Origin of the sequence: Mycobacterium sp. (assembly GCF_032162105.1) — a bacterium.
In the GTDB taxonomy this organism is placed as follows: domain Bacteria; phylum Actinomycetota; class Actinomycetes; order Mycobacteriales; family Mycobacteriaceae; genus Mycobacterium.
In genome coordinates this window covers 1-12,260 of record NZ_JAVRPS010000272.1, presented here as the reverse complement: position 1 = coordinate 12,260, position 12,260 = coordinate 1, and the positions used below count along the sequence as shown (strand labels likewise).

The window sequence follows — 12,260 nt, the reverse complement described above, 5'->3', positions numbered from 1 at the left end:
GTCGTCGCCGTGATCGCGGTCGCCGTTACGGCGGGCTGCGTGATCGCTGGGTTGGTGTGTGGGGCGCAGCTCGACGGGCGGATCGCCGAGCACAACGCCGTTCTCGACCATTCCGAGCCGCTCGCCTACGCGGCGCAGAACCTGTACGCCGCCCTGTCGGCCGCCGACGCCGCCGCAGCAACGGCATACCTCTCCGGGATCGAGACACCCCCGCAGCGGGCGAAGTATCAGCAAGCCCTGGCGGACGCCGCATCGGCACTGGCGGATACGAGTGCGGGAGCCACCGATGCGGATACCCGCAAGGCGGTGGCGGAGATATCGGCCCAACTGGCTGCGTACACGGGGCTGGTCGAGTCGGCGCGGGCGAACAACCGGCAGCTGCTCCCCGTCGGGTCCGCCTACCTACGGGAAGCGTCGTGGTTGATGCAGACCACGCTGCTTCCCGGTGCCGAGAGGATCTTCACCGGCGATCTTGCCGCGGTCGACGAGGACCAGCGCGCCGTCGGCTCGGCGCCGATAGTCGGCCTCGTATTGCTGGTGCTCGTCCTGGTGGCCATCGGCGTCGGCTCGGTGATGCTCAGTGGCCGCACGAACCGGCAGTTCAACATCGGGCTCGTCGTCGCCGCGGCCGTAGTGGTGCTGGTCATCGCGTGGATCGTCGTGGCCACCCGCTTGGCGGCAAGCTCCATAGAGGACAGCCGAGCCGAGGGCACCGCGAGGTTCGAACAGCTCGCGAAGGCTCGCATCCTCGCGCAGCAGGCCCGGACCGACGAGACCCTGCAGCTGATCGCGCGTGGCGACGCGACCGCAAGTGAAGCGTCGTTCAATGGCCGTATCGACGATCTGCGCACGCACCTGGGCACGGGATCGTCCGCCCCCGCGGACGGTGTCGCGAAATGGACCGCCAGCCACCACAAGCAGATGGAGGCGTACTTGGGCGGTGATTACTCTGCCGCGGTTACGCAGGCGATCGGCACCGATCCCGGCGCTTCGGCCGCGCAGTTCGGCATCGTCGAAGCAAGCCTGCGCGACGAGATCGAGCAAACCCGCACCACGCTGCGCGATCGAGTGTCAGCGGCCGGTGCATGGTTGGCGTGGAGTCCGACCGGGACGCTTGTGCTGATGGTGGTCGCTGCTGCGGCGGCGGTCGTCGGGTTGTGGCCCCGGCTCAAGGAGTTCCTATGAGAGCAAGAGTCGTCCCGGCGCTGATCGCAGTCATGCTGGCCGCTGCGGGGTGTGGATCACCGTCGACACCGTCGTCGTCGGTGGCGGTCGCGCCGATCGAGGCGCTGCCTTCCGGTGCACAAGAAGCCACGGCGGCGCCCGTTGCGGAAAGCGCCGACTGCGGCGATCGGGAAGCCAGCCTGCGCCCCGGTCCGCAGCCCAGGCCGGGCAACATGCCGCCCGGCTCGACGATGGCGGCGATCGCCGAGCGGGGACGACTCATCGTCGGCGTCGACCAGAACACGTATCTGTTCGGCTTCCGAGACCCCTCGTCGGGCCAACTGGAGGGCTTCGACATCGACGTCGCCCGTGAGATTGCGCGCGCCATCTTCGGCGATCCGGACCACATCGATCTGCGGGTGGTCGAAGCCGGCCACCGGGAAGCGGCGTTGCAGTCAGGGGAGGTGGACGTGGTAGTCCGGACCTACTCGATCACCTGTGACCGCAAGAAGATCGTCGCGTTCTCCACGACGTACTTCAACGCCAACCAGAAGATCCTCGCCGTCAAAGGGTCGGGAATCGATTCTGCCGCTGCACTTGCGGGCAAACGGGTGTGTGCTGCGACGGGCACGACCTCGCTGAAGGCGTTGCTCGCGCTGGAGTCCAAGCCCAAGGTGTTCGGTGTGACGAGCTGGACCGATTGCCTGGTGATGCTGCAACAGGGCCAGGTCGATGCGATCAGCACCGACGACTCTGTGCTGGCCGGGCTTGCCAGGCAGGATCCGAATGTCGAGGTGGTCGGTGACAGCATCGCCGTCGAGCCCTACGGCGTCGGCATCAAGCTCGAGAACAAGGACCTGGTTCGATTCGTCAACGGCGTCCTCGACGAGATGCGTGCCGATGGGACATGGGAGCGCCTCTACAACGCCCGGCTACGAAGCCTCGGACCGTCGCCCGGCCCGCCGATGCCGCGGTACCAGGACTGATCATGACCGATGAGGACACCGAAAGGATCGATCGCGAACTCGCCTCGCGCACCAAGGAAGTCGCCGCCATGTCGGCGACGCTGATCGAGCTGGAAAGCCACCCGGGGCTGGAGCACGTGCGTCGCTACGAGCCGACGGGCGTGACCGCGCAACGCTGGGCAGTGATCGAGAAGACGCTCGCGCAATTGTGGGAGGACTTGGGCCGGATGACGTCGATCCTGGACTCCGCGCGGACGGTGCGGGCGCGCAGATCCCACGTCGACGACGACGACCGCGCCGAGCTGACCAGGTTGCTGTTCGGGCGTCCGCTCGAGGTATCGCGCCAGCGAATCCCGTTCGCTCAGCGCGCGATCACGGGTCCCGCTGAAACGGTCGAGTCGATTGGGCTCGCGGGCATCGTGGACCGGATGCGCGCCGACTACCCCGCGGTGGCGGAGTTCTTCGACTCCGTCGACGGAGTCAACTCGCTGGTCGCGGAACGGCTCGGGCCGACGCAGGACCGGCTCGACGAGGCGGGCGTGGCAGGCCCGAAGGAGATCGGCGACCTGCTGACCGTTTCCGCGACCGATCCGCTCTCGTTGACCACGCAAGAGGTCGAGCGGCGCATCAGCGCCATCGAGGATGGTATCGAACACCGGGCGGCCGAACTCGCCGAGCTGGCTGCGCTACAAGGGAATTGGCCCGACGTCCTCGCGGCGACGGCCGTGCGGCTGGATGCGCTGCGGGACGCGACACAGCGAGCGGCACGGATTCGCGCGCGCGCCGAACAGAGCGTGGTGTCCGGGCCGCTACCGGTGCACGCCGATGCCGAACCGGACCTTCGCGCAGCGCTCGATGCCATCGCCGCACCGGATCCGGCGGCGCTGAGGTTGCTGCGGCAGCGGATCGAGTCGGCATTACGGGTCATGGGCGAGGACGAGGAGCTCGCGCAGGGCCTGCTGGACCGTCGCAGCGAACTGTCGGGGCGGCTGACGGCATACCAGGCGAAGGCGGCCAGGCTCGGGCTTGGGGAGGACCCAGACATGTTGGCGTCCGGCCGGATCGCTGCCGGCCTGTTGGCGCGGCAGCCGTGCGATCTCCGCGCCGTGACCCGCGCGATCACGGACTTCCAGCAGCTGATCGTGCAGAAGCAGGGGAGGACGAGATGAGGTGCGCCGAACCAGGATGCGGTGGGAGCGTCGTCGGCGGCTACTGCGACGTCTGCGGCACCGCGCCCACAGCCGGTGCGCAGGAGCCTGCGGCGACGGCACGGAGCGATTCGACCGCTCAATCGGCGCGATCGGCGCGAACGGTGCGCAGCGGGTCGTCGAAGTCTGCCAGCACGCGCGGCCGCCTCGGCGCCGGGGTCGTCGCGATGCCGCGCGTACCGAGAGGCGATCCGGTCGCGGCGATCATGACCGACCCGCAGGTACCTGAGGGCAAGCGGTTCTGCGGCAACCCCGAATGCCACGAGGCCGTCGGGCGTGCCGCGGACGGACGCCCCGGCAGGCCGGAGGGGTTCTGCACCCAGTGCGGCACGCGATACTCGTTCGTTCCCAAGCTTTCTCGTGGTGACCTCGCGGGCGGGCAATACGAAGTGCAGGGCTGTCTGGCACATGGCGGGCTCGGCTGGATCTATCTGGCGATCGACCGCAACGTGCACAATCGGTGGGTGGTGCTCAAGGGCCTGCTGAACTCCGGCGATGCCGACGCCATGGCCGCCGCCGCTGCCGAAGTCCTCGCCCTCGCCGAGGTGCAACACCCGAACATCGTTCAGATCTACAACTTCGTCGAGCACGTCGACGGCGCGGGCGTCCCGGTCGGCTACATCGTGATGGAATACGTCGACGGCACGTCGCTGAAGCAGATCCGCAAGGCCCGCAACGCACCCCTTCCGCCCGACCAGGCCGTCGCCTACATCGTCGAGATCGCACCGGCACTCGGTTACCTGCACGCGCAAGGGCTTGCGTACTGTGACTTCAAGCCGGACAACGTGATGCAGACCGACGAGCAGCTCAAGCTCATCGACCTCGGTGCGGTGGTCGCCATGGACGACGAGGAAAGCGCGATCTACGGGACCGTCGGCTACCAGGCGCCCGAGATCGCCCAGACCGGCCCCACCGTCGCCAGCGACGTATACACGGTCGGGCGGACGCTCGCCGTTCTGGTGATGGACGTGCCACAGGAGCACGGACACTTCGTGGAGGGGCTGCCCGGCCCGGCCACCACGCCGGTACTCGCGAAACACGAATCGTTGTACCGCGCGATCCTCCGCGCCACCGACCCTGATCCGGAGCGACGGTTCTCGTCCATGGAAGAGCTGGCCGACCAGCTGACCGGGGTGCTGCACGAGATCGTCGCCGTCGACGCCGACATCGCGCAGCCACGGATGTCGAACTACTTCAGTCCGCAGCGTGCGGTGTACGGCGCGGGCCGGGACGTACCGGTGGTACCCGCTGACGTGATAGCGGCGCTGCCCGTCCCCGTGGTCGACCCGACCGACTCCGGTGCCGCAGTGCTCGCCACCACCAGCGGGACACCGCCCGCCAAACTCGAACACGCGCTCTACCTTGCGCGGGGTGGCACGAACCAGGTCAAGAGTTCCTCGGTTGAGATGCCGCTGCGACTGGTCCGGGCGTCGCTCGAGATCGGCTCGCCGAAGGACGCCAGGAAACGGATCGCCGAGCTCGCCCCGGTGATACCCGACGATTGGCGGCTGACCTGGTACAGCGGACAATGCGCACTGCTGGAGGGCGAATTCGACAAGGCCGCCGCCGATTTCAACGAAGTGCTGGCTGCGTTGCCCGGCGAGCTTGCACCCAAACTGGCGATCGCGGCCACCGCCGAACTGCGCGACGCCCGCGACGACGCAGCGCGCTACTACGAGACGGTCTGGCGAACGGACCGCAGCTACGTCAGCGCCGCATTCGGGCTCGCGAGGCAACATGCACGGGTGGGAGGCCGGGCCGAGGCCATTACTGCGCTGGACCAGATCCCCCCGGCGTCAGCGCACTTCACCGCCGCAGGAGCGTCCGCGATCGAGATCATGCTCGACCGCCGAGAAGCCAAGGACCTGAACGAACAGACGCTGCTCGATGCCGGAAAGCGCGCCGGGGCATTGGCCCTGGAGTCGGCCGCCAAACGCGCCACGATCCGGCAGCGGGTGCTTGGCGCGGCGCTCGGGTGGCTGCAGGCGGGGAACACGCCCAAGGCCCCGCGGTTTCTCGGTGAGGACTTCGACGAACCCGGCATCCGGACGGGGATGGAACAGTGCTACCGCGAGCTGGCGCACGAGACGACCGACACATGGGAGCGCATCGCGTTGGTGGAGAAGGCAAACGAGATTCGGCCGAGGACACGGGTATGACCGGTCAGCAGGGTGCGTGCCCGCAATGCGCGGCGATCAGTCGGAGCGCCGACCGGTTCTGTGAGAGCTGCGGAGCAGCATTGGCAGAGATGCGGCGGGTCGCCATCCCGCGGGACCGCACGGCCCTGCAAGGCGCTGACGGCCGTGAGCCACCGTGCTCCGACTGCGGCAACGAGACCCACGTCGACGAATACTGCACCGCCTGCGGCCATCGGCGGGTCGAACCCGATCGCGACGAGGCCGAGCTCGGCCGGATCGTGCTGATCACCGACCGCGGTCTCGAACACGCCCGCAACGAGGACGCCGCCGCGGCCGGGATGGCGGTCGACAGCGGCACCGGGCGCCCGTACGCCATCGCCGTTACGGTGTGTGACGGCGTCTCCACCTCGGGCGAGGCGCATCGGGCCGCGGTCGCCGCATCGAAGGCGGGCGTGGATGCGATGCTCGCGGCCCTCACCTCATCCGGCAAGGGGCGCACGGCCGTGTTGGCGGGTCTGGCCGACGCGGCGAATGCTGCGGTCGCCGCAGGGACCGGTGCGGATCCGTCGGCCGCGCCGTCGTGCACGTACACCGCGGCGACGGTCGTCCCGACTCCCGAAGGGGCAGTGCAGATCACGGTTGGTAACGTCGGCGACAGCAGGGCGTACTGGCTTCCCCACCCGCCCGCACCCCCGCAACAGTTGACCGTCGATGACTCCCTGGCCCAGGAGCTGATCACTGCCGGGGCGTCGGCCGACTCCGAGGCCGTGCAACGCGGCGCACACACCCTGACCCGTTGGCTGGGGGCGGACGCCGATGCGAAGCCATGGTCTGAATCGAGCGTTCAGGCGATCACCGTCGTCGGACCGGGTTCACTGCTGCTGTGCTCCGACGGAGTCTGGAACTACCTGCCCGACGCCGCCGACATCGCACCATTCTGTACCGGCACCGAACCCGCCGCGGCAGCGCTCGCACTGGTCGAACATGCGCTGCGCGCCGGCGGGCACGACAACATCACCGTCGCAGTGATCCCGATCGGAGAAGCTCATGAGTTCGCCTGAACGACAAGGCATCTCTGTTGATGTCGACCACAATCCCTATCTCGCCGAGGGAACCGGGACGGTCGACGCGATCGTCAGCATCGCGGCAGGAGACGATGTCGCGGCCAGCGCCTCTGGATCGGGCGCGCCTGCGGATCGGGTGGAGGCCATCATCATCGACTGCTCGAGCTCGATGCTGTCACCGGTGGCCAAGTTCGACGCGGCGAAACGCGCGACCGCGGCCGCCATCGACGAACTCGTCGACGGCACCTACTTCACGATCATCGCCGGTACCGAGAAGGCCTCCTTCGTCTACCCACTGGAGGGGTGGCCGACGCAGGCGAGCGCTGCGACCAGGGCGGCGGCCACCCGCGCCGTCGACGGCCTGCGGCCCGGTGGCGGGACCGCGATGGGCACCTGGCTCGCGCACGTCCGCGGAATCGTCGTCCAGCACCCCGGGGCGATCATTCACGCGATCCTGCTCACCGACGGCAAGGACGAGCACGAAACCCCAGAAGAGTTGCGGCAGGAAATCGCGCTCAGCGAGGGCGAATTCACCTGCGACTGCCGGGGTGTGGGCACCAGCTGGCACGTCGAGGAGCTGCGGTCGATCTCGTCGGCACTGCTGGGAACCGTGGACATCGTCGCCGACCCCGAAGACCTCGAGGAGGACTTCGCGGCGATGATGCGCACCTCGATGAGCAAGTCGATACCCGACCTGACCTTGCGTCTGTGGACACCGGCCGCCGCCCGCATCGAGTTCGTCAAACAAGTCGCGCCGACCGTCGAGGACCTGACCCACCGTCGGGTCGACTCGGGAAATCAGGTCGGGGAGTACCCGCTGGGCTCGTGGGGAGCCGAGGACCGTGATTACCACATTCAGGTCGAGGTCGAACCTGCGGCGGCCGGACGCGAGAAACTGGCCATGCGGGTGAGTGTCGTCGCGGGCGACGAGGTTCTGGGGGAGGGCCTGGTGAAGGCGGTGTGGACCGCGGACACGGCGTTGTCGGCCAGGATCAGTCGCAGGGTGGCGCATTACACGGGCCAGGAAGAGCTGGCCCAAGCCGTGCAGGAAGGGTTGAGTGCTCGCAAGAGCGGCGACGTCGCGACCGCGACCGCCAAGTTGCAGCGCGCGATGGAGCTCGCGGTGGAGTCGGGCAACGACGGCACGGCCAAGCTGCTCAGAGGGGTCATCGAGGTCGACGAGCGGACCGGCACCGCCCGGCTGCGACGCGAGGTCGCCGAGGCAGACGAGATGGCCCTCGACGCGCGATCGACCAGAACTGCCCGAGTGCGGAAGGAGAGCTGATGCCGACCTGCGCCGAAGGACACGTCTCGGTAGCCGCCGACTACTGCGACGTGTGCGGGGCCCCGATCGGAGGACCGCAGAGCGAACCAGCAAGCGCCACTCCGCAATCTGCTGGCGGGGTGAAGGCATGCCCCGCGTGCGAGTCGCCGGTCAGCGGCCGTTTCTGTGAAGCGTGTGGACACGATTCGGCGCTTCCCGAGCCGGCAAAGCGTGATCCCGCGCATCCCCCGCCGCCGGCCAATGAACCCGCGCCGGCATGGACCGCCGTCGTCGCTGCCGACCGGGAGTTCTACGAACGCGTTCTCGCCCGCGAAGGGCCCGACACCGTCGAGTTCCCGGCGTTCTTCCCCGAACGCCGAATCGCCCTGCAGGGCAACACCGCACTGATCGGACGGCACAACCGTGACCAGGGCGTGCAACCGGAGATCGACCTCGGCATCCACCCCGCCGACCGCGGCGTCTCCTCGCAGCATGCGGTGCTGCGGATCCGCGATTCGGGACTCACCGTCACCGACCTGGGATCGACCAACGGGACCAGCCTCAACGGCAGCGACGATCGACTGAAGAAGGACGAGGAGACCCCACTCGCCGACGGCGATCGCATCCACGTCGGTGCATGGACCACGATCAGGATCATGCAGGGCCGGTAGGGATGCGCTTGTCGTGGCCGTTGACCGGCCGTTCGGAGGAGATGCGTGCCATCGAGGCCGCCATCGTGGATCCGGACGTTGCCGGGATCGTGGTGTGTGGGGCGGCCGGGGTCGGGAAGAGTCGGATCGCGCGTGAGGCGTTGTCGGCTGCGGTATTGCGGGGATGCGAAGGCCGGTGGGCGGTCGGCACATCCTCGGCGCGGACGCTTCCGCTGGGCGCCTTCACGGCGTGGGAACAGTCGGGGGTCACCGACACCGTTCAGTTGGTGCGCGGGGTGATCGAGGCGCTGACTGCCGCACCAGCTGGCACCACGGTGGTCGTCTGTGTCGATGACGTGCACCTGCTCGATGATCTCTCGACATTCGTCGTGGAACAGATCATGCAGCGCGGCGCCGCGAAACTGGTGCTCACCGTGCGCGACGGTGAACCGATTCCCACTGCGGTACAGGCGATTTGGCGGGACAGCCAGTTCGACCGGCTCGATCTGCAGCCGCTGTCGCTCGACGAAGCCACCACGCTGTTGTCAGCCACGTTGGACGGATCGGTGGATCCGGATGCCGCTGCGCGGCTGTGGACGCTGACTCGCGGCAACGCCTTGTATCTGCGCAACATCGTCGAGCAGGAGGTCGCCGGCGGTCGGCTCGAAGTGTTGGACGAGCACTGGCGGTGGAGCGGTGACCCGATCGTGGCGCCCGGCCTGGTCGAGCTGATCGAATCCCGCATCGGGGACCTGCCCGCGCCGGTCGCCGATGTGATCGATGCGCTGGCCGTGGGGGAGCCGATCGGGCTGGCGGCCCTGACCCGGATCACCGATCCGGCGTCGGTCGAGGAGGCGGACACGCGTGGCCTGATCATGCTGGAGCCCGCGGTGGGCGGTGTCGAGGTGCGCGTGGCGCATCCCCTTTACGGTGAAGTGCGCAGGAAGCGTGCGGGGCCCATCCGGCTGCGGCGACTGCGCGGACTGGTCGCCACCGAACTGGCCACGTCCGATGACCGCGACGACGTCGGGGTCGTGGTGCGCCGCGCCGCTTTGAGTCTCGATTCCGACCTCACACCCGACGCCGACCTGCTCGTCAGGGCAGCCCACGGCGCGGTGTGGCTGGCGGATCTGCCGCTCGCCGATCGACTGGCGCAAGCGGCGATCGGCGCCGGAGCGGGAGCTGAAGCGAACTTCGTTCGTGCGCACGCACTGTCGTGGCTCAGCCGCGGCGAGGAGGCCGAGGCGCTGCTCGCCGAGATTCCCACCGGCCAGTTGACCGACGGCGACCGCGCCAGGTTTGCGTTCCTGCGGGCCAGCAACATGCTCTGGGCGCTGGCCGACCCAGAGCGCGCGAAAGAGCTCATCGACGACGCGTCGCGCACGACGTCGCCGCAGGCTCGCAGCTACATCGATGCCTTCCTCACGGTGTATTGGTTTGCGGTGGACCAGCCGGGTTTGGCGGCGCAGGCGTCGGAACACCTTGCGCTGGACGACCTGCCCGCCGTCGCCGACGCCGAGATCGCCTGGGCGCTCGCTGCCATTGCCGCCGATGCGGGTCGCACCACCGAAGCGGTGGCCGTCGCCGACGCCGGATACACCGTTGCGACACGCTCCTTCGACGCTCCGCAGATGAGGTTCAACATCGCCGATGCGCACGTCAGCGCGCTGTTGCTGTCCGGCCGGGTAATCGAGGCCGTTGAGGTGGCCGAGCGGGTGCGCGAGCAGGCAGCCGATCTCCCTGGGGCTGCACACTTGCTCGGCGCTGCGGTGGCGGGTCGGGCCGCACTTGGTGCCGGCCACCTGGATACCGCGTGTTCGATGCTGGAGCAGGCGGCGGTGGCATTGTCCGCTTCGGGTCACGCCATCGGCTGGGGATACCGGTATCACTTCCCTCTGTCGACTGCTCTCGCCATCCGCGGTGCAACGGGCGAGGCAGCCGCTGCGCTTGTCGCGCTCGACGAGCTGCGGCGTCCATTCCGATCGCTGGACTATGAGCGGAGCCTGGCCCGCGCGTGGCTCGCCGCCGGCCAGGGCGCCGTCAGCGAGGGGATCGCCATCTTGCTGTCGGCGGCCGAAAGAGCCGGAGCGAGCAGGCAATTCGCGGCGGAAGTGAGCTGCCTGCAGACCGCCACCCAGTTCGGGGACCGTTCGGGCGCCCGGCGGTTGCGTGAGCTTGAGGCGATCGTCGAGGGGCCACGCGTCGGTCTTGCGGCCCGGTTCGCCGAGGCCCTGCGCGACGGCGATGCCGCGGAATTGGCCGCGGTATCAGAGGACTTCGAGCGGATGGGCGACCTCGTCGCGGCCGTAGATGCGGCCGCGCACGCCGCCATCGCGTATCGCCGCCACGATCAGCGTGGATCGGCGTTGACATGCTCGACGCGCGCGGATGGGCTCGCTCAACAATGCGGCGGCGCGAGCACGCCGGCACTCGGCCAGGCCACCGAGGAGTTACCACTGACTGGCCGGGAACGCGAGATCGCCATGTTGATCGCCGCCGGCTTGTCGAGCCCCGCGATCGCCGAGCGACTGACGCTCTCGGTACGCACCGTCGAGAGCCACATCCACCGGGCCATGAAAAAGACCGGAACCACCAGCCGCGACGAACTCGCCAACTTGGTGCGTCGCCGCTGACACGCGGCGCTCCGCGGCTAAGTAGTGCCCCGCCGAAACCGGGCGAGATTGCAGTAGCGCGCTACTGGTCTCGTCGCACCGGACGCGAGCGACGATTCCATTGCGGAGTTACTGCAAGACAACTGAATCCGCATAGGAATACGAGAAAGGCAGAACCATGAAGAAACTCCTCACTTCCCTCGCTGCCGGCGCGCTCACCGCGGCAGCACTCGGATTGACCGCACCAGCCAACGCCGCTCCGGCCGGCCCATCGTCGGTCAATGCCACGATCGACCACCTGCGTGCGCAGGGCTTGGAGGTCGTCGTGAATCGCACCGGAACCGCACCGCTGGCGCAGTGCACCGTCAACGCAGTTCGCCCTGGTCAGACGTTCTCGCACAGCGATACCGGGTCCGGTCTACCCGGATCCGCCTTCGACATCGTCACCACGGTGACAGGCAAGACCGTCTACGTCGACATCACCTGCTGACCGCCGATCGGATGTGCAGGTAGCCGGGTCCGCCCTCGAACGGTGAACCCGCACCTGCACGGCCCCGACCAGCGTTTAATGCTCAGAGTGACGTGGTCAGAAAAGGGGGGATTGTGACCGATTCCAGCGAACGCTCGTCTCGCACGACACGCATCACTAGAGACTCGTCCCGCCAGTTCCAGGAGTTACGAGACGCCCGCCATCAGTCCGCGGCCAGCCGCCAGATCCTCCTGGCGCTCGGCCGTGCGGTCGACAACCCCGGGGAAGTACTCGACACCGTGCTCGAGTACGCCGCGCGCCTGTGCGGAGCGCAGGCCGTCCAGCTGTTCCTCCTCGAGGGCGACGTGTTCCGCGTCGAGCGGGTCTCCGGGGAGACCCCGGACGCCTATCGCGCCTACCTGCTGGACCACCCGATTGCCAGGAGCCGATCGTCGACTGTCGGGCGCGCGGCCGAGGACATGCGGACCAATCAGATTGCCGACGTGCTCAGCGATGCGGAGTACGGGCGCCACGACCTCCAGAAACTTACCGGTTTTCGCACCCTTCTCTCCACGCCGCTGATTCTTCAGGACGAGGTCGTCGGGGTGCTCTCCATGTGGAGGACCGACGTCAGGCCCTTCGACGAGCGTGAACGCGAGCTTCTCGAGGAATTCGCCGCCCAGGGTGCCATCGCGTTGCGACTCGAGTCCAGGGGGGCCGAGCTGG

At 68.3% G+C, this 12,260-nt stretch carries 10 protein-coding genes; all 10 read left to right on the top strand.

The window, feature by feature from the left end; translation table 11 throughout:
• On the top strand, window positions 1-1,185 hold a 1,185-nt coding region (locus QOC69_RS13860; protein ID WP_526440390.1), incomplete at its 5' end, for a GlnX family signal transduction membrane protein.
• On the top strand, window positions 1,182-2,150 hold the full coding sequence (locus tag QOC69_RS13855; RefSeq protein WP_526440388.1) for a glutamate ABC transporter substrate-binding protein: 969 nt from the start codon (window positions 1,182-1,184) through the stop codon (window positions 2,148-2,150). The genes QOC69_RS13860 and QOC69_RS13855, both read left to right, overlap by 4 nt.
• Window positions 2,151-2,152: 2 nt before the next feature.
• Window positions 2,153-3,298 carry a hypothetical protein gene (locus QOC69_RS13850; protein ID WP_526440386.1) on the top strand — a complete coding sequence of 382 codons (1,146 nt, stop codon included), beginning with the start codon at window positions 2,153-2,155 and terminating at the stop codon, window positions 3,296-3,298.
• Window positions 3,295-5,496: a tetratricopeptide repeat protein gene (locus QOC69_RS13845; RefSeq protein WP_526440384.1), complete on the top strand. Its 2,202-nt coding sequence runs from the start codon at window positions 3,295-3,297 to the stop codon at window positions 5,494-5,496. The genes QOC69_RS13850 and QOC69_RS13845 overlap by 4 nt, the downstream gene beginning before the upstream one ends.
• Window positions 5,493-6,536 (top strand): PP2C family protein-serine/threonine phosphatase, encoded by a 1,044-nt coding sequence (locus QOC69_RS13840; RefSeq protein WP_526440382.1) that lies wholly within the window; start codon window positions 5,493-5,495, stop codon window positions 6,534-6,536. Before QOC69_RS13845 ends, QOC69_RS13840 begins: the two co-directional genes overlap by 4 nt.
• A complete protein-coding gene (locus QOC69_RS13835; RefSeq protein WP_526440380.1) occupies window positions 6,523-7,824 on the top strand; it encodes a vWA domain-containing protein in 1,302 nt (433 codons plus the stop codon). The genes QOC69_RS13840 and QOC69_RS13835 overlap by 14 nt, the downstream gene beginning before the upstream one ends.
• The gene (locus QOC69_RS13830) at window positions 7,824-8,474 is read left to right on the top strand and encodes an FHA domain-containing protein (protein WP_526440378.1); all 651 of its coding nucleotides are present in this window, start codon (window positions 7,824-7,826) and stop codon (window positions 8,472-8,474) included. Before QOC69_RS13835 ends, QOC69_RS13830 begins: the two co-directional genes overlap by 1 nt.
• Before the next feature lie 2 nt (window positions 8,475-8,476).
• Window positions 8,477-11,086 carry a helix-turn-helix transcriptional regulator gene (locus QOC69_RS13825; RefSeq protein WP_526440376.1) on the top strand — a complete coding sequence of 870 codons (2,610 nt, stop codon included), beginning with the start codon at window positions 8,477-8,479 and terminating at the stop codon, window positions 11,084-11,086.
• 157 nt (window positions 11,087-11,243) lie between these two features.
• On the top strand, window positions 11,244-11,555 hold the full coding sequence (locus tag QOC69_RS13820) for a hypothetical protein (RefSeq protein ID WP_526440374.1): 312 nt from the start codon (window positions 11,244-11,246) through the stop codon (window positions 11,553-11,555).
• Window positions 11,556-11,668: 113 nt separating this feature from the next.
• A partial coding sequence (locus QOC69_RS13815; RefSeq protein WP_526440372.1) for a GAF domain-containing protein occupies window positions 11,669-12,260 on the top strand: 592 nt, incomplete at its 3' end.

What these genes read in the sequence shown, in the direction of transcription:
- QOC69_RS13825 (WP_526440376.1), top strand. Translation starts at nt 8,477, where the DNA reads ATGCGCTTGTCGTGGCCGTTGACCGGCCGTTCGGAGGAGATGCGTGCC.
- QOC69_RS13845 (WP_526440384.1), top strand. Translation starts at nt 3,295, where the DNA reads ATGAGGTGCGCCGAACCAGGATGCGGTGGGAGCGTCGTCGGCGGCTAC.
- QOC69_RS13830 (WP_526440378.1), top strand. Translation starts at nt 7,824, where the DNA reads ATGCCGACCTGCGCCGAAGGACACGTCTCGGTAGCCGCCGACTACTGC.
- QOC69_RS13840 (WP_526440382.1), top strand. Translation starts at nt 5,493, where the DNA reads ATGACCGGTCAGCAGGGTGCGTGCCCGCAATGCGCGGCGATCAGTCGG.
- QOC69_RS13820 (WP_526440374.1), top strand. Translation starts at nt 11,244, where the DNA reads ATGAAGAAACTCCTCACTTCCCTCGCTGCCGGCGCGCTCACCGCGGCA.
- QOC69_RS13835 (WP_526440380.1), top strand. Translation starts at nt 6,523, where the DNA reads ATGAGTTCGCCTGAACGACAAGGCATCTCTGTTGATGTCGACCACAAT.
- QOC69_RS13850 (WP_526440386.1), top strand. Translation starts at nt 2,153, where the DNA reads ATGACCGATGAGGACACCGAAAGGATCGATCGCGAACTCGCCTCGCGC.
- QOC69_RS13855 (WP_526440388.1), top strand. Translation starts at nt 1,182, where the DNA reads ATGAGAGCAAGAGTCGTCCCGGCGCTGATCGCAGTCATGCTGGCCGCT.